General features: G+C 71.7%; 17 protein-coding genes. 10 read left to right on the top strand and 7 right to left on the bottom strand.

Annotated features, from left to right (window positions below):
* Nucleotides 1–1,416 carry a DEAD/DEAH box helicase gene (locus EUA94_RS15105; RefSeq protein WP_242494902.1) on the bottom strand — a complete coding sequence of 472 codons (1,416 nt, stop codon included), beginning with the start codon at nt 1,414–1,416 and terminating at the stop codon, nt 1–3.
* A gap of 153 nt (nt 1,417–1,569) precedes the next feature.
* On the opposite strand from EUA94_RS15105, the gene EUA94_RS15110 reads away from it, so the two are divergent.
* Nucleotides 1,570–2,244, top strand: a complete 675-nt coding sequence (locus EUA94_RS15110) for a ferritin-like fold-containing protein (RefSeq protein WP_129427721.1) — start codon at nt 1,570–1,572, stop codon at nt 2,242–2,244.
* Nucleotides 2,245–2,319: 75 nt separating this feature from the next.
* Here the strand turns inward: EUA94_RS15110 and EUA94_RS15115 are convergent, their stop codons facing one another.
* The 4 genes from EUA94_RS15115 to EUA94_RS15130 form a co-directional block, all read right to left on the bottom strand.
* Nucleotides 2,320–2,595 (bottom strand): GlsB/YeaQ/YmgE family stress response membrane protein, encoded by a 276-nt coding sequence (locus EUA94_RS15115; protein ID WP_129427722.1) that lies wholly within the window; start codon nt 2,593–2,595, stop codon nt 2,320–2,322.
* A 138-nt stretch (nt 2,596–2,733) separates the two neighbouring features.
* Complete coding sequence (locus EUA94_RS15120) at nt 2,734–2,952, bottom strand: DUF3107 domain-containing protein (RefSeq protein ID WP_129427723.1); 219 nt, start codon at nt 2,950–2,952, stop codon at nt 2,734–2,736.
* A gap of 68 nt (nt 2,953–3,020) precedes the next feature.
* Nucleotides 3,021–3,617: a TetR/AcrR family transcriptional regulator gene (locus EUA94_RS15125; RefSeq protein ID WP_129427793.1), complete on the bottom strand. Its 597-nt coding sequence runs from the start codon at nt 3,615–3,617 to the stop codon at nt 3,021–3,023.
* A gap of 192 nt (nt 3,618–3,809) precedes the next feature.
* On the bottom strand, nt 3,810–6,092 hold the full coding sequence (locus EUA94_RS15130) for an immune inhibitor A domain-containing protein (protein WP_129427724.1): 2,283 nt from the start codon (nt 6,090–6,092) through the stop codon (nt 3,810–3,812).
* 311 nt (nt 6,093–6,403) lie between these two features.
* Between EUA94_RS15130 and moeZ the strand changes: the two genes are divergently transcribed.
* Genes moeZ through EUA94_RS15175 form a run of 9 tightly spaced genes read left to right on the top strand, consistent with a single transcriptional unit; the run spans nt 6,404 to nt 13,658 of the window.
* The gene (gene moeZ, locus EUA94_RS15135; RefSeq protein ID WP_242494903.1) at nt 6,404–7,618 is read left to right on the top strand and encodes an adenylyltransferase/sulfurtransferase MoeZ; all 1,215 of its coding nucleotides are present in this window, start codon (nt 6,404–6,406) and stop codon (nt 7,616–7,618) included.
* Between the two features lie 58 nt (nt 7,619–7,676).
* Nucleotides 7,677–8,555, top strand: a complete 879-nt coding sequence (locus EUA94_RS15140) for a hypothetical protein (protein ID WP_129427726.1) — start codon at nt 7,677–7,679, stop codon at nt 8,553–8,555.
* A 46-nt stretch (nt 8,556–8,601) separates the two neighbouring features.
* Complete coding sequence (locus EUA94_RS15145) at nt 8,602–9,399, top strand: DUF4129 domain-containing protein (RefSeq protein WP_129427727.1); 798 nt, start codon at nt 8,602–8,604, stop codon at nt 9,397–9,399.
* A 20-nt stretch (nt 9,400–9,419) separates the two neighbouring features.
* Nucleotides 9,420–9,839, top strand: coding sequence for a hypothetical protein (locus EUA94_RS15150; RefSeq protein ID WP_129427728.1), 420 nt, complete (start codon nt 9,420–9,422; stop codon nt 9,837–9,839).
* Nucleotides 9,826–10,800, top strand: a complete 975-nt coding sequence (locus EUA94_RS15155) for an AAA family ATPase (RefSeq protein ID WP_129427729.1) — start codon at nt 9,826–9,828, stop codon at nt 10,798–10,800. Before EUA94_RS15150 ends, EUA94_RS15155 begins: the two co-directional genes overlap by 14 nt.
* On the top strand, nt 10,797–12,071 hold the full coding sequence (locus EUA94_RS15160; protein ID WP_129427730.1) for a DUF58 domain-containing protein: 1,275 nt from the start codon (nt 10,797–10,799) through the stop codon (nt 12,069–12,071). The genes EUA94_RS15155 and EUA94_RS15160 overlap by 4 nt, the downstream gene beginning before the upstream one ends.
* Complete coding sequence (locus EUA94_RS15165) at nt 12,068–12,646, top strand: hypothetical protein (RefSeq protein WP_129427731.1); 579 nt, start codon at nt 12,068–12,070, stop codon at nt 12,644–12,646. The genes EUA94_RS15160 and EUA94_RS15165 overlap by 4 nt, the downstream gene beginning before the upstream one ends.
* Nucleotides 12,643–12,975, top strand: coding sequence for an MGMT family protein (locus EUA94_RS15170; protein WP_129427732.1), 333 nt, complete (start codon nt 12,643–12,645; stop codon nt 12,973–12,975). Before EUA94_RS15165 ends, EUA94_RS15170 begins: the two co-directional genes overlap by 4 nt.
* Nucleotides 12,976–12,980: 5 nt before the next feature.
* The gene (locus EUA94_RS15175; protein WP_129427733.1) at nt 12,981–13,658 is read left to right on the top strand and encodes a lysophospholipid acyltransferase family protein; all 678 of its coding nucleotides are present in this window, start codon (nt 12,981–12,983) and stop codon (nt 13,656–13,658) included.
* A 140-nt stretch (nt 13,659–13,798) separates the two neighbouring features.
* Here the strand turns inward: EUA94_RS15175 and EUA94_RS15180 are convergent, their stop codons facing one another.
* Both EUA94_RS15180 and EUA94_RS15185 read right to left on the bottom strand, forming a co-directional pair.
* Nucleotides 13,799–15,199 carry a YlbE family protein gene (locus EUA94_RS15180; protein WP_242494904.1) on the bottom strand — a complete coding sequence of 467 codons (1,401 nt, stop codon included), beginning with the start codon at nt 15,197–15,199 and terminating at the stop codon, nt 13,799–13,801.
* Nucleotides 15,196–16,680, bottom strand: a complete 1,485-nt coding sequence (locus EUA94_RS15185; RefSeq protein WP_129427734.1) for an FdrA family protein — start codon at nt 16,678–16,680, stop codon at nt 15,196–15,198. Before EUA94_RS15185 ends, EUA94_RS15180 begins: the two co-directional genes overlap by 4 nt.
* Nucleotides 16,681–16,683: the final 3 nt, after the last annotated feature.

Consider the following 16,683-nt stretch of genomic DNA (forward strand, 5'->3'; position numbering starts at 1 on the left):
TCAGCCCTGGCTCGGGGTGTCCTTGACCGGGGCGCCGCTGCGCGTGCGGCTCCGGCTGCGGTTGCGACGACGCGGTGCGTCACCGGCAGCCTTCTCGCGGGGGCCGCTGTCGCGCGAGCCCTCGCGGGAACCACCGTCGCGGGAGCCGCCGTCACGCGAGCCGCGCTCGCGGGCCGGGCGCTCCTTCTTCTCCACCGGCGCCGGCGGCACGATGCGGCCCTTGGTGCCCTCCGGGATGCCCTGGTCGTGGAAGAGGTGCTCGGAGGTGGAGTAGGTCTCCTGCGGGTCGGGGAACGGCAGGTCGAGGGTCTTGTTGATCATCTTCCAGCGGTGCAGGTCGGCCCAGTCGACGAAGGTGATCGCGATGCCCGAGGCGCCCGCGCGGCCCGTGCGGCCGATGCGGTGGACGTACGTCTTGTCGTCCTCGGGGCACGTGTAGTTGATGACGTGCGAGACGCCGCGTACGTCGATGCCGCGGGCGGCGACGTCGGTGGCGACGAGCACGCGGATCTTGTCCTCGCGGAACTTGGCGAGCGCCTTCTCGCGCGCGACCTGGGCCATGTCGCCGTGCAGGGGCGAGGAGCTGAAGCCGCGCTCGGCGAGGTCGTCGGCGACCCGCTGCGCCTGACGCTTGGTGCGGGTGAAGACGATGATCTTCTCGGCGTCCTCGGCCTGCAGGATGCGGCCGATGATCTCGGGCTTGTCGAGGTCGTGGGCCAGGTAGATGAACTGCGCGGTCGCCGGCACCATCGTGGTGTCGTACGACGACTCGGCGCGGATGTTCATCGGGTGGCGCATGTGGGTGCGGGCCAGCGCGACGATCGCGGACGGCATCGTGGCCGAGAACAGCATCGTCTGGCGGGTCTCGGGGGTCTTGGAGAGCAGCGTGATGACGTCGGGGAGGAAGCCGAGGTCGAGCATCTCGTCGGCCTCGTCGAGCACGAGCGCGTGCACGTGCGACAGGTCGAGTGCGCGGCGGTTGGCGAGGTCGATGAGGCGACCGGGGGTGCCCACGACGATGTCGACACCGGACTCGAGGGCCTCGAGCTGGGTGTCGTAGCCGACGCCGCCGTAGACGGTGAGGACGCGCAGGCCCAGGTCCTTGCTGGCGAGCGCGAGGTCGCTGGACACCTGGAGCGCGAGCTCGCGGGTCGGGGCGACGATCAGCGCCTGCGGCTTGCCCTGCGGCATGTCGGCGTACGCCGGGTCGGACGGCGCGACGCTGCGCTGCAGCACCGGGATGCCGAAGGCGAGGGTCTTGCCGGTGCCCGTACGGGCCTGGCCGATGAGGTCGGTGCCGAGGAGCGCGACCGAGAGGGTCATCTCCTGGATGGCGAAGGGGGTGGTGATGCCGGCGCGGTCGAGCGCGTCGCAGATCTGGGCATGCACGCCCAGTTCACGGAAGGTGGTCGTCACGAGGTCGGTGTCGCTTTCGAAGAAGGAGTTGGATGTCCCACGCGTATGCGGTCAGCCCACTCACGAAAGCTCTGCCAACCGCGCACATACAGGCGGCCACCGGACGGGTTCGCCGGGGCTCGGTCCTCTCGATGGTATCGCTAGGGTGCGAGCATGACTGAATCGCCCGACGAGGACTACCGCCGCGCTGCCGTCGACCTCCTCGGTGCCATCGCCTACGGCGAGCTCTCGGCATTCGAGCGACTGGTCGAGGACGGCAAGATGGCGCCCGGGATCGACGACAAGATCGCGATCGGTGCGATGGCGACCGCGGAGTTCGCGCACCTGCAGAAGCTGGTCGGGCGGCTCGAGGAGCTGGGTGCCGACCCGGGCGAGGCGATGCAGGCGTTCCGGGCGAGCTTCGACGCCTTCCATGCCCACACGGCACCCTCCGACTTCTACGAGGGGCTGATCAAGGCGTACGTCGGCGACGGCCTCGCAGCGGACTTCTATCGCGAGATCGCCGCCTACCTCGACCCCGAGACCCGCGAGGTGATCATCGCCTCGCTCGAGGACACCGGCCAGACGGCGTTCATCGTGGAGCGGGTGCGCGCCGGCATCGCCCACGACCACCGGCTCGGTGGCCGGCTCGCGCTCTGGGGACGGCGGCTGATGGGCGAGGCGCTCACCCAGGCCCAGCGCGTCGCTGGCGACCGCGACTCCCTCACTGCCTTGCTGGCCGGGGGAGTGGACCGACCCGGGCTCGACCTCGCGGCGCTGGGGCGGATGTTCGCCCGGCTCACCGAGCTGCACACCGCCCGGATGGCCGAGCTCGGCCTGGAGGCCTGAGGCCCCGACCCCCGCACGAACGACAAGGCCCCGCATCCGATGGATGCGGGGCCTCGCTGTCCTACGTGGTGGTGCTCAGACGCGCGTGCGGCTCCGACCCGTGAGGGTGGAGGCGATCACGACGAGCACGGCCGCGGTCAGGATGGCGACGAGGCCCTGGGTCCAGTCGAGGCCCTTGCTGCCGTTGCCGCCGAACGCGCTGTAGATGACGCCTCCCAGGATCATGCCGCCGATGCCGCAGACGACGGTGAGCCACAGGGGGATGTTGTCCTTGTCGCCCGGCGCGACGAGCTTGCCGAGCAGACCGACAATGGCGCCGACCACGAGGTAGAAGAGGATGGTCCAGAGCATGAGTGCCCCACCTTTCGGTTCACCCCCGGCTCGATGCCGGGTGATTGATCTCCTCGATCATCCCGCTCGGACGGCCTGGGAGCAATTACCGGACGCCCGGAAGGGTAGGCGTGTCAATAGTCCTTCCGGGCCAGCTGGTCAGCGGAAGCCGACGGTGCTCGAGGTGGGGGAACCCAGCTCGAGGTAGGCGATCTTCTCGGCGGGCACCATGACGGTCCGGCCCTTGATGTCGGAGAGCCGGAGCACACCGTTGCCGGCCAGCGCCTCGCTCAGTCGCGTCTCCACGTCCTCGGGCGTGCTGTCGGTGTCGACCACCAGCTCTCGCTGGGCGTGCTGCACGCCGATCTTGACCTCCACGTGGTGCTCCTTCTTCAGTTCGGTCTCGGGGGTGTGGCTCGAGTGTGTCGGGTCCCTGGTTGGGCGGATCAGGCGTCCGGGTGGTCGTCGGACCGCGGGTAGCCGCGGATCCCGCGCCACGCCAGGCCGGCGATCAGTGCCGCGGCGTCGTCCTGGGGGATGCTGCCGCGGCCCGCCAGCCAGAACCGCGCGGAGACCTGCGCCATTCCCACCAGCGAGACCGCCAGCAGCTCCGACGGCTCGTCGGGCAGGCCGGTGTCCGTGCGGATCACGTCGGCGATCATCGAGGCGCACTCGACGGTCACCCGGTCCACGCGCTCGCGTACGTCGGGCTCGCTCGTGAGGTCGGACTCGAAGACCAGCCGGAACGCGCCCTCCTCGGACGCGACGTAGCTGTAGAAGACCTGCATCGTCGCCGCGACGCGATCCTTGTTGTCGGTCGTCGAGGCCAGTGCCGCGCGGCAGTTGTCGATGATCAGGTCGCAGGACGTGTCGAGCAGCGCGAGGTAGAGGTCGAGCTTGCCGGGGAAGTGCTGGTAGAGCACGGGCTTGGAGACGCCGGCGCGCTCGGCGATGTCGTCCATCGCGGCGGCGTGGTAGCCCTGCGCGACGAAGACCTCGAGGGCCGACTCGAGCAGCTGCGCGCGCCGCTCGCGCCGGGGCATCCGCCCGCCGCGCGGTCGCGGGTACGCACCGTCGGACGAGGTGTCGGGGCTGCCTGCGGTCACGTCGTGCTCCTGCTGCTGGGTGTACTGCTGAGTAGTGAAGCCGAGCCTATCCGTCCCCCCGGACGCGGAGAGGGACCCCGGTCTCCCGGGGTCCCTCCCTGCGTGTCGGTCGTGCGGTGCCCCGGGGCGTCAGCCAACGGGCGTGGCGGGGTTCACGACGTCGACCGTGAGGAATCCACTGTTGTTCGCCTTGACCGTTGCCGTGACACCCACGCCGGCGACCTTCACCGAGTTCTGCGGGTTGGCCGCGGACCAGTAGCGCAGCGCGTCGGTGTCGTCGAACGCGGGCTGCTGTGCCCGGGCCGGGGCGCACGCGGCCACCGACTGGACCGCCTGCTTGCTGCCCTTGCCCACCAGGACCTCCTTGTGGAGGCACGTCTCCGGGTTGGCATCGATCCCGAAGGTCGCGTCGAACGGCTGGCGCCGGTTGCCCGGGAAGGTGCCGTCGGGGTAGGTGAACGGCGCCGCGAAGGCGTCGACCGGAAGGGCCGCACCTCCACCGGGGTGCGTTGAGGTGTTGTTGTCGGCGAAGCCGTCGTCGACCAGCCACACCAGCAGTCCGGGGCGGTACTGGAAGAACTCGACCCAGTTGGGCTTGGTGATCCCGTTGCTGAAGTTGTAGGGACCCTCGTCCAGCGTCTGGTCGTAGCCGACGTACTGGCGGTTCTCGAGCAGGTAGTAGCGGCTGCTCATCACGGTCTCAGTGCCGGTGGAGACCTTCCAGCCCTTGGCCGTCCAGCCGTTGTCACCGTTCTCGGCGCCGTCGGTCACGGTGCCGACCGTGATCTCGTCGAGGAATGCGCCGGCGAGGTTCAGCCCACCGTCGGTCTGGTAGCGGAACCGGAACTGTGAGGGGACGCCTCCGGCGTTGTAGGTGTAGCGGAGCTTGGTCCACTTGCCCTTCGACGTGCCGTCGACGGGAGTGCCGACCTTGGTCCAGTTCGTGCCGTCGGTGGAGTACTCGGCATAGAGGAAGTCGTAGTCGGCCTCGATGTCGTACCAGGCGGCTGTGGTGACGGTGACCTTGCCAGCGGAAGGAACCGAGCGAGTCAACGTGTTGTTGAGGTTGTCGCCGCGACCCGACCACCAGGCGTTGGTGCCCTCGGGCGGGGTCGTGTAGGGGGTGACGGTCTTCTTGTCGGGCAGGTTGACCTTCACCGCCTGGTCGGACTCGTTGGCCTCGGTGCTGGTGTCGTCATAGGTGTGCTGCGACGGACCCAGGTTGGCTGTGTACGCCTCGCCCGGGTCGACCTCGGTGTAGTCCAGCCACCCGAGCTCGAGCTTCTCCTCGGCGCCCATCAGGCCCGGGGTGGTGCCGATGGCCTGGTCGGCCGGGCCGTGGCCCAGCCACGAGCCGGACGACATGAGCGTCCAGAAGGACGTGCCGTTGTCGCCCCCGTTGGTGTCGTAGTAGTCGGGGAGTCCGAGGTCGTGGCCGAACTCGTGCGCGAAGACACCGAGCCCACCGTTCTCCGGCTCCACCGTGTAGTCACCGATCCAGAGCCTGGAGGTCCCGATCCGGGCACCGCCGAGCTTGTTCTGGCTGCCGCCGACGGTGGGTCCGGTGGTGCCGAAGTCGTCGCCGTTGACGTACCAGCGGTGCGACCAGATGGCGTCGGCGGAGGCACCGGCCTCCTCGCCCTCGCCGGCGTGCACGGCCTGGAAGTGGTCGATGTAGCCGTCGGGCTCGTTGAAGTTGCCGTTGCCGTTGAAGTCGTACCGGTCCCACGTGTCCAGTGATGCGAGATAGGCGTCGACCTGCTCGGCGGTCTTGCCGGACTTGATCTGCGCGGCGTACCACGCGTTGACGGTGTCGGCGATGAAGGACCACGAGCCGCCGACGTCCTCGACGTCGTTGGCGCCATAGGTCGCCAGACCACCGGGGACGGTCACCCAGTCCTCGACCGTGTTGGTGACCGAGTAGCGGCCCGAGGAGAGGTCCTCGTAGTAGCTCTTCATCGACTCGCCGGAGCCGTTGAAGAGCTCCTCGTAGTGGGGGACCTCGAAGTCCGACTCCCAGTAGGTCGAGTTGTCGAGCGTTCGGTCGGGCTTCGGGATCTGGTCGTGCTTGACGTCGGAGAACTCCGAGAGCACCGTCCAGATCTTGTCGTTCTTGTCGGTCGGGAACTCGTAGAACTGCGGGCTGGCGGCACCCGGGTCGAGGTTGACGGTCGCGCCCTCGGTGCGCTGACGGAGCTTGGCGGATCCGTTGTCCAGCATGGCGAGCGCCTTGGCGCGCAGCCGGTCCTGCTTCTTGGTCAGAGGACCCGGACGGTTGTCGGGCTTCGCACGGGCGGCGTCGCGAGCCGTCGGTGCGTCGTGGGAGGGGACGGCCACGGCGGACGGGAGCGCGGTGGCGCTCAGGGCCAGCGCTGCAGTGCCGGCGAGGAGGCCGGTTGCCAATTTCTTCACGAGGGAGAACTCCTGGGTGTGGGAGACGAAATTCCGAGAGTGATGATTTCGGCGGTCCGGAGCACAACCCGTAGAGGCGGCCCGGTCCACCAGCGACCCACTCCACCCCACGCCACGTCCGGATGGCAAGGATTTCCTGCCGATTTTCCGTGCGGCCGCAAGACCTTCGGCCGGTGGGGGCGTACGCGGTCACGCTGCGGCGGGGGTCCGGATGGCGGGACGTCGTACGACCGGTGCGGCACCCGGCGGGAACATGGATGCGGTCCCACTGGTTGTCACTGGAGCCAGGTCGTCCCACGAAGGAGTCACCCGTGTCGCAGTCCTCGTCTCGATTGGCCGCGCTCGTCGAGCCGGCTGCCGAGCTCACCACCGACGAGGTGCGCCGCTACAGCCGCCACCTGATCATCCCGGACGTCGGGATGAGCGGGCAGAAGCGGATGAAGAACGCCAAGGTGCTCGTGATCGGCGCCGGGGGACTCGGCTCGCCCGCGCTGCTCTACCTCGCCGCCGCGGGCGTCGGCACCCTCGGCATCGCCGAGTTCGACACGGTCGACGAGTCCAACCTGCAGCGCCAGGTCATCCACGGCGTGAGCGACATCGACAAGCCCAAGGGGCAGTCCGCCAAGGAGTCGATCGCCGAGATCAACCCCTACGTCGAGGTCGTCCTCCACGAGGAGCGCCTCGACAACGACAACGTGATGTCGGTCTTCGAGGGCTACGACCTGATCGTCGACGGCACCGACAACTTCGCCACCCGCTACATGGTCAACGACGCGGCGTACTTCCTGAAGATCCCCTACGTCTGGGGCTCGATCTACCGCTTCGACGGCCAGGCGAGCGTCTTCGCGCCGTCGCTGGGCGACGACCTGCCCTGCTACCGCTGCCTCTACCCCGAGCCGCCGCCGCCGGGCATGGTGCCGAGCTGCGCCGAGGGCGGCGTGCTCGGCGTGCTGTGCGCGAGCATCGGGTCGATCCAGGTCAACGAGGCGATCAAGCTGATCACCGGCATCGGCGACCCGATCGCGGGCAAGCTGATGATCTACGACGCCCTCGAGATGGAGTACCGCAAGCTCAAGGTGCGCAAGGACCCCAACTGCGCGCTGTGCGGCGAGAACGCCACTGTCACCGGCCTGATCGACTACGACGCCTTCTGCGGCGCCGTCTCCGACGAGGCTGCCGAGGCAGCCGCCGGCTCGACGATCTCGGTCGTCACCCTCGAGAAGATGCTCGAGGAGCGCGAGGCCGGCGAGCGCGACTTCGTGCTCGTCGACGTGCGCGAGCCCAACGAGGCCGAGATCAACCACATCCCCGGCGCCGTGCTGATCCCGAAGGGCGAGTTCCTCAACGGCAACGCGCTCTCTCAGCTGCCCAGCGACAAGCAGGTCGTCATGCACTGCAAGTCGGGCGTGCGCTCGGCCGAGACCCTGGCGATCGTCAAGGGCGCGGGGTACGCGGACGCGGTGCACGTCGGCGGCGGCGTGGTCGCCTGGGTGAGCCAGATCGACCCGAGCCAGCCGACGTACTAGTAGCCCGTTCGGGCTACTCGCGCGTAACCCGTTCGGGTGGGGCCTCGTTGGGAGTGGCATGCCCACTTCCACGAAGGTCCTGACCCTCGCGGCTGCGGCCGGCCTGCTGGCCGCCGCCGCGGCCAGCACGCCCGCCTCCGCCGCTCCGGCCCAGCAGCGCCAGGCGCTCGCGGCGTACGCGCCGGCCGACTCGGCGACGATCCACCCCGGCACGATGATGTACACCGACGGTGCCCAGTGCACCGCCAACTTCGTCTACACCGACACGGCCGGCACGACGTACGTCGGCTACGCCGCGCACTGCGCCGGCCTCGGTGAGGCCACCGACACGGACGGCTGCACCTCCGGCTCGCTGCCGCTCGGCACCAAGGTCGACTTCGTCGAGGGTGGCTCGCTGGTCTCCGACGGCACCCGCGTCGGCGGCGGCACGCTCGTGTACTCCTCGTGGCTCACGATGCAGCAGCGCGGCGAGACCGACGCGGACGCCTGCGCCTACAACGACCTCGCCCTGGTGAAGGTCGACGCCGCGGACGTCGGCAAGGTCAACCCGTCGATCCCGTTCTGGGGCGGCCCGGTCGGCCTCAACACCACTGGCACGGCGGCGGGCGACACCGTCTACAGCTACGGCAACTCCAGCCTCCGCGCCGGGATCGAGCAGCTCTCGCCCAAGCAGGGCATCAGCCTGGGCACCGACCCGAGCGGCTGGACGCACCCGGTCTACACCGTGACGCCCGGCGTCCCGGGTGACTCGGGCAGCGCCTTCCTCGACGCCGAGGGCAACGCGCTCGGCACCCTGTCGACCCTCGCGCTCGCGCCGCTCGCCGGCTCGAACGGCGTCGGCGACCTGGCCCGCGAGCTCGCCTACGCGCAGGCCAACGGCGGCATCGCCGGTCTGCGCCTGGTGCCCGGCACGGAGCCGTTCAGCCCGATCCTCTGAGCCAACCCCTCTCGCATGGCGCGACCCGGTCACCTAGGGTCGCGCCATGCGTGCGCTCCGCGATGTCTCGCCCGCCGTGCGCGCAGTCGTGGCGGTGGCCGCGACCAGCCTCTTCATGGTGCTGGTCGCATGGGCGACGCTGATCGGACCAGACCGGGTCTTCACCGGCCCCGGGGTCGTGGAGCGCACGCTCCGGACCGCGGAGCAGACCTGCGTACCCCTCGAGGTGGTCACCACCCGTGCCGACGGGACGACCGAGACGGTGAAGCCCGACAACCCGAACCGCCTGCCCGTCTGCGACGAGGCGGTCGCCGAGCCCCGGGCGACGCGGCCGACCAGCCAGGACGCCCCACCGCTGTGGATCAAGGTCCTCACCTGGACCTTCCTGGTCGGCATCCTCGCCATGATCGTGGTCGTGATCGGCTACGTCGCCCTGCTCGTGCGCGACCAGCGCGGCACCCGGAGCCGCCGAGCCGCGCGCGAGGCGGTCGAGTTCACGACCCTCGACGGCCCCGCCCGGCTCGTGGAGGCGATCACTGCGGACGCCGAGAAGCAGGACGACCTGCTCCGCGAGGGCGACCCCCGCAACGCCATCGTGGCGGCCTGGCAGCGCTTCGAGGTGCAGGGCGCCTCGGTCGGGGTCGGCCGCAGGTCGTGGGAGACGTCGTCGGAGTACGCCATCCGGATCCTCGACCTCGTCGCCGCCGACTCCGGCTCGGTCAATCGCCTCGCCGGGCTCTACCGCGAGGCGCGGTTCTCCGACCACCCGCTCACCGAGGAGCACCGGACCCTCGCGCTGGAGGCCCTGGCCGGGATCCGACGCAGCCTCGGAGCGCGTACGTGAGGCGGCCGCGGATCCCACGCATGTGGCGCGACCGGTTGCTCATAGGCGCCACGATCTGCGCGGCCGGCTATCCCCTCGCGGTCTGGCTGAAGCTGGGGCCGGAGCCCGTGCCGTACGTCGTGATGTCGTCCGTGGTGCTGATGTTGGTCTGGCTGGTCTTCGACACGGTCGAGTCCGAGCCGGCCCAGTGGACACCGGCGCTGCCCTCGGCGAGCGACCGGGTCGACGAGGCCACGTCCGACCTCCGCATCCTCACCAGCCACCAGCAGGCGAGCGTCCCGTCCGAGGCCGTACGGGACCGGCTCGTCGCGCTGGCCCGGGCCCGCGACCCCGACCTGGCCGCGACCGTCCGCCACGAGCTCACCCCGGTCCGCAGGCTCTCGCCCGCAGAGATCGACCGCATCCTGACCCGAATCGAGGAAGTCCGTGACCGAAGCTGATCACCCGGAGAGCGTGGCCCAGTTCGCCGAGCGCGTCCTGGACGAGGTGGGCCGGGCCGTCGTCGGCAAGCGGGAGCCGCTGACGCTCGTCCTGGCCGGCATCCTCGCCAAGGGCCACGTGCTGCTGGAGGACTTCCCGGGGCTCGGCAAGACGCTGGCCGCGCGGTCGTTCGCCGGTGCGCTCGGGCTGGACTTCGCCCGCGCCCAGTTCACCCCCGACCTGCTGCCGGCCGACCTCACCGGGTCGTACGTCTACGACCAGCGCCGCGCGGAGTTCGACTTCCGCCCCGGCCCGATCTTCGCCGGCCTGCTGCTGGCCGACGAGATCAACCGCACGCCCCCGAAGACCCAGGCCGCGCTGCTCGAGGCGATGCAGGAGGGCCAGGTGACCGTCGAGGGCCAGACCCACCGGCTGCCCACCCCGTTCCACGTCCTGGCGACCGCCAACCCGGTCGAGTACGAAGGCACCTACCCGCTGCCGGAGGCCCAGCTCGACCGCTTCCTGCTGAGGGTCGCGTTCGGCTATCCCACGGCAGGCGAGGAGTACGACGTCCTCCGGCGCCGGCTCGACCGTCGGCGCGAGGAGGTCGACATCGAGCAGGTCACCGACGCGGCCGGGCTGGCCGCCGTGCAGGCGACCGTCGAGGCGGTCGCGGTCGACGAGTCGGTGGCGCGCTACTGCGTCGACCTCGTGGCCGCCACCCGCAGCCACGCCGACGTCCTGACCGGCGCCTCGCCGCGCGGCAGCCTCGGCCTGGTCCTGACCGCGCGCGCCTGGGCGGCCATCCGGGGCCGCGACTTCGTGGTGCCCGAGGACGTCAAGGTGGTGGCGCGGGCGGTGCTGTCGCACCGGGTCACCGTCAAGCCGGAGCTCTGGATGAGCCAGGCGTCCGGGGCTCGCGTGGTCGACTCCGTGCTCACCTCCGTCGAGACGCCACGCACGCTGGAGTCGCGCCGGTGAACACCTGGCGGCCGACACCGTCGCTCGTCCGGGCCTGCCTGCTCGCGCTCGTCGGCATCGCCGGCGGCGTGGTGGCCGGCCTCGACGTGCTGGTGGTGCTGGCCGCCCCCTTCGTGGTGCTCGGCGTGATGGGGCTGCTCGGCCGGCCCCGCCACGTGCCCGAGGTCCGCACACTGATCGACCACCACCGGCTCCACGAGGGGCAGGGCACCGCCTCCCGCCTGGACATCACCGACCTCGCGGGGGTCGAGCACGTCACCCGGGTCGCAGCTCCGGCACCGCACGTCGCCACGCGGCCGACGTACGGCGCCGCCGGTTCACTCGTCGCCGACGGCCTGCCGATCCTCGAGTTCAGCCCACGCCGCTGGGGGCGCCGCGTCATCGGAGCCGAGCGGGTGGCACTGACCAGCACGTGGGCCGGCTGGCGGTGCGGTCCGGCCGACATGCCCGAGCACGGGCTGAGCGTGCTGCCGCAGTCGACGCCGTACGACAGCCGCGCGGAGGTGCCGCAGCCCGACGGCCTCGTCGGTCGGCACCGCTCGCGCCGGATCGGCAGCGGCACGGAGTTCGAGGGGATCCGGCCGTTCGCGACCGGTGACCGGCTCAAGCGGATCAACTGGCCGGTCTCGCTCCGCACCGGTGAGCTGCATGTGATCACCACGCGGGCCGAGCAGGACGCCGGCGTCTGGCTGGTCGTCGACGGGCTGCGCGACATCGGCGTCTCCGGCGGCATCGACGGCGCTGCCAGCACCCTCGACCTCACCGTGCGGGCCGCGGCCGCCCTCGCCGAGCACCACGTCCGCACCGGCGACCGGGTCGGCCTGCTGGTCATCGCCTCGGACGGCGCACGCGTACGCCTCGGTGCGGGCGCGCGGCACCTGCACCGGCTGCAGGGCACGCTGGCCCGGGTCCGTACGGAGTCGCGCAGCGTGCCGCCCGACCGGCTCGACCTCGGCGCGGGCGCCGGGAGCGTGGTCTACGTGCTCTCGCCGATGCTGTTCACCCCTCTCGTCACGGCCACCGCGAGCCTGCAGCGCAGCGGGGCATCCGTGGTCGTCATCGACACCCTCGGAGAGCGCGCCGGTTCCACCGACCGGCTCGCGCTGTCGACCCTCGCGGCGCGCATGCAGCAGGTCGAGCGCGACGACCGGCTGCAGCAGCTGGCGGCACTCGGCTGCCCGGTCGTGCCGTGGCGAGGCCCCGGCACCCTCGACACCGTCCTGCACCAGCTGGCCCGCCGGGCACAGGTGCCGAAGGTGCGTGCGCGATGACCTCGTCCGTCTCCCGGCACCTGCCGCCGGGACTCACCCTTCCGTCGCTCGCGCTGCGGGCGCTGCTCCTGGTGCTGCCCTGCGCCGCGCTGGCACTCGCCCTGCCCGAGCGTCCCCACGTCGTCGTGGTCGTCCTGGTGGTGCTGTGCTCCGCCCTGTGGGCTCGCGTGCCCGACCACCTCGCGGGCGCGGTCTCGCTCGCCCTCGTCGTCGCCTGGTGGACCGTGCACGACGTGCTGGACTGGCGGATCCTGGTCGTCGGCGTGCTGCTGCTCGCCGCGCACGTGGTCGCGACCCTGCTGTCCTACGGGCCCGACGCACTCGCGGTGGACCCGCGCCTGGCCCGGCTGTGGCTCGCCCGCGGCCTGCTGGCGCTGGTGCCGCTGCCGGTCACCTGGCTCGCGCTGCGCGGCCTCGACGCCGACCTCGCCCCACCGTGGTTGTGGATGACGGCGGCGGTGGCGACCGGCCTGCTCCTGGCGGTGACCTCGCGGCTGATGCAGGCCGAGGGTCACGACGGTCTGCTCTCCGACGTCGGGCGCGCCGCCCGTACGTCGGGACCCGGTGCCCAGTGACCACCGAGGAGGAGCGCGAGCTGTACGCCGAGCTGGTACTGCAGTGCGCCGAGTCGGTGCCCCGCGGCCACGTCACGACCTACGGCGCGATCGCCGACGTCGTGGGCCACCGGCTCGGTCGCGGTGGACCCCGCCTGGTCGGATCGGTCCTGGCGCACCAGGGTGTGGCGGTGCCGTGGTGGCGGGTCGTCCGTGCCGACGGCTCGCTCCCGCCGTCACACGACGAGGAGGCGCGGCAGGCGTACCTCGAGGAGGGCACGCCCCTGCGGCCGAGCGGAGCGGTTGATCTGGGACGTGCGTTCGCCGCCCCGACCCTGCGGGCACAATGAGCCCCATGCTCTCGACGGTCGCGTACGGCGTCATCCCTCCCGTGGCGCGCGCCGTGTGGCGCCCCACGGTCGAGGGGCTGCACCACGTGCCGATGTCGGGTCCGGTCATCGTGGCGAGCAACCACCTGTCGTTCTTCGACAGCGTCGTCATCCCGGTCGTGGTGCCGCGCAAGGTCGCCTTCCTCGCCAAGTCCGACTACTTCACCGGCACCGGCGTGAAGGGCACGCTGGTGCGCGCGTGGTTCGAGGGCCTCGGCATGCTGCCGGTCGACCGCGACGACACCCGGGCCGCGATCGCCAGCCTCGACACCGCGCTCGACGTGCTGGGCAAGGGCGGTGCGTTCGGCATCTACCCCGAGGGCACCCGCTCGCGCGACGGCCGCCTCTACCGCGGTCGTACGGGCGTCGCGCACCTCGCGCTGACCTCCGGCGCGCCGGTCGTGCCGGTCGGGCTCGTCGGCACCGAGGACATCCAGCCCGTCGGCGCCAACCGACCCCGGCTCGGCCGGGTGGACGTGACGGTCCGTTTCGGCGAGCCGATCACGGTCGCGGGGGAGTACGACGGCGTACCCACCGGCCGCGCCCGCCGCGAGCTCACCGACCGGATCATGGCCGCGATCGCCGGCCTCAGCGGGCAGGAGCTCGCCGGGGTCTACAACGAGCGGCCGGCGGACGCTTCGTAGTCCCTCCGCCAGACCTTCTCGTCCCGGTTGGGCGGTGGTGGACCCACATTCCTGCGGTCGGGAAGGTGGCTGGACCACCGCCGACCTGCGCGTCGGGGCGTCGCGCGCCCGCGGGCGGTGGTGGAGCCACAGTCCTCAGATCAGGAAGGTGGCTGGACCACCGCTGATCGGGAGGCGAGCGCGGCCAGCGCCTTCGGGAAGATCTCCGCGGGCGGCGTGACGAGTCCGGCGCCGACCTGGCCGACGCCGGCGACGCGGCCGGCCATGCCGGTGTTGATCTGCGGCAGGATCCCCGTACGGCAGACCCGGCTCACGTCGATGCCGGTGGGCGTGCCCTGGAACTCCAGGACGGGCACCGTCCAGCGCGGGTTCTCGGCGAGGGTGATCTCGTGCATCCGGCGCGTGGTCGCGAGGGCGTCGGGCACCGAGCCGCCGACGAGACGGACGATGGCCGGGGCGGTCGCCATCGCGAAGCCGCCGATGCCGGCGGTCTCGGTGATCGCGGAGTCGCCGATGTCGGCGTTGGCGTCGTCGGGGCCGTAGTCGCCGAGGAAGAGGCCCTCCGCGACCTGGGCGGGGCCGGTGAACCACTCGTCGCCGGTGCCCGAGACCTGGATGCCGAAGTCGGTGCCGTTGCGGGCCATCGCGACCACCATCGTCGAGCCGGGGATGTCGCGCGCGGCGTCGAGGGCGAGCTTGCACGCCGGCATCGCGAGATTGAGGAAGAAGTGGTCGTTGCCGCCGACGAAGCGCAGCGCCTCGGCCACGTCACCGGCGTCGAAGCCGCTCCCGACCATGGCGGGGGCGAGGTCACGCAGCAGCATCAGGGTGCCGGCGCGGTTGCGGTTGTGGGCCTCGTCGCCCATCTGCAGCATCTGGGTGAGGACGCCGGTGACGTCGGTCGCCTCGGCGGTGCCGCGCACCGCGGCCTGCAGGAGTGGCCCGAGCACGTCGCTCATCCAGCGCAGGCGGGTGAGCACCTCGGGGCCGTACGCGCCGTAGCGCAGCACCTTGCCGAGGCCCTCGTTGAGCGAGCAGTACGTCCGACGCCCGGTGGCGCGGTCCTCGAGGACCCACATCCACATGGACGGCGTGACGACTCCGGCCATCGGGCCGACCGCGCTGCGGTGGTGGCACGGCTCGAGGCTGACGCTGCTGCCGGACTCGAACAGCGCGACCGCGTCCTCGGGGTCGTCGACGAGACCCTCGAGTGCGGCGCCGCCCATGAGGGCGCCGCGCAGCGGGCCGGACGTACGGTCCCACTCGATCGGCGGTCCGGCGTGGAGGAACTGGCCGGGCTCGAGGCCGAGCACCTCGGACGCCGGCGCGACGTCGACGAGGTGGGCGGTGACGCCGAGCATCGCCTCGACGGCCCGCCGGTTGGCCTCGGGGCGGCGGGGGTCGGTGGCGACGGTCGCCAGGTGGGCCTCGGTGCCCGGCATCGGCGGGCGCCAGTCGACGCGCTCGACGCCGACGGCCTGGCCGGCCACGGCGTCGGCGAACATGCCTGCGCCGACGGTGACGACGGTGGGCTCGCTCACTGGAACGCTCCGATCAGGTCGAGGGCGCGGCGGGTGGCGGCCGCGTTGGAGAGGTGTACCTCCGCGCCGGCTGCGACCAGGGCGTCCCGTTGGGCCGCAAGGCCCTGCGGGTCGAGGTCGGTGCCCACGAGGCTGACGATCACGGGGATCGGCCGGTGCGCGCGCGCCGCCGAGATCGCGGGCGCGAGCATGGCCGCCGGGTCGGGCTCGGCGCCGTGGCCGAGCACGAGGTCGAGGAGGATCACGCCGGTCGTCGGGTCGGCGGCGGCTCGGGCCAGCTGCTCGTTGCGCAGCGTCGGGTCGATCATCGGGTGCGCCCGACCCTGGGTGAGGGCGTCGTCGCCGAAGTCGACCATGGTGTGGGTGTCGGCCGAGAGGTCGTCGCCCAGGGAGAGGTCGTCGGACAGGGGGATGTTGCTGCGGATCGGGCCGAGGGCCTCGGTCGCCATCAGCATCGACTCGTCGCACAGGGTGCCGCCCACGAAGAGGCCGCGCAGCAACGGACCCGTGGCCGCGCCGATGTTGTCCGTACCGACGACCGGCCAGTCGGGGGCGTCGTGGCCTAGCCGCGCGAGGACCGCCTCGGCGACCGCGGTGAGGTCGCGCTGACCGCGACCCAGCAGGCCCAGCTCGACGGGGGTGTCCAGCGCCTCGGCGTCGCGGCCGAGCGCCTCGGCGACCTCGGGGGCCGGCGGCTTCGAGACCACCAAGACGAGGTCGACGTCGGTGTCGGCGTCGAGCCTGCGCAGGGCCTCGCGGGTCGAGATGCCGCCGACGGCGGACGACAGGTCGCGACCGCCGACGCCGAGCGCGTGGCGTACGCCGACTCCCTCGAGGGTCGCACCGGCGTGGTGGAGCAGGGCCAGCAGCTGCTGGCAGCCGGTGCCCGAGGCGGCGACGATGCCGATCCGGCCGGGACGCACCGCGTTGGCGAAGCCCAGTCCGACCCCGTCGATGACCGCGGTGCCGCAGTCGGGGCCCATGACGAGGGCGCCGCGGGAGGCGGCGTAGTGCTTGAGGGCCACCTCCTCGGCCACCGGCACGTTGTCGCTGAAGATCATCACGTCGTGGCCGGCCTCGAGCGCGTCCATCGCCTCGACCGTGGCGCTGGCACCCGGCACCGAGACGAGCACGAGCGAGTCCGGTGCTCCGCCGCGCAGCGCCGAAGCGGTCGTCCGCGGGGGTGCCACGGAGGTGTCGCCGGAGGATGGCCGGGTGGGGACGAGTGCGGCGTCGACCGCCGCGAGGGCGGTCGCCACCTCGGCGTCGTCGTCGAGGCGGAGCGCGACGACCATGTCGTTGGGGGAGGAGTCGGGCACGGCGAAGCCCATGCCCTCGAGCACCTCGAGGTTGAGGCCGGTGGCCATTGCCACCTGGGCCGCCACCACCCCGGGCGCGGACTGGACGGCCCGGCTCACCTGCAGCAGCGTCACCGAGTCGGCGTACGCGCCGCTGCGGAGCTCGACGTGGTCCGTTGTCACGGG

Source organism: Nocardioides zhouii (assembly GCF_004137345.1).
In the GTDB taxonomy this organism is placed as follows: domain Bacteria; phylum Actinomycetota; class Actinomycetes; order Propionibacteriales; family Nocardioidaceae; genus Nocardioides; species Nocardioides zhouii.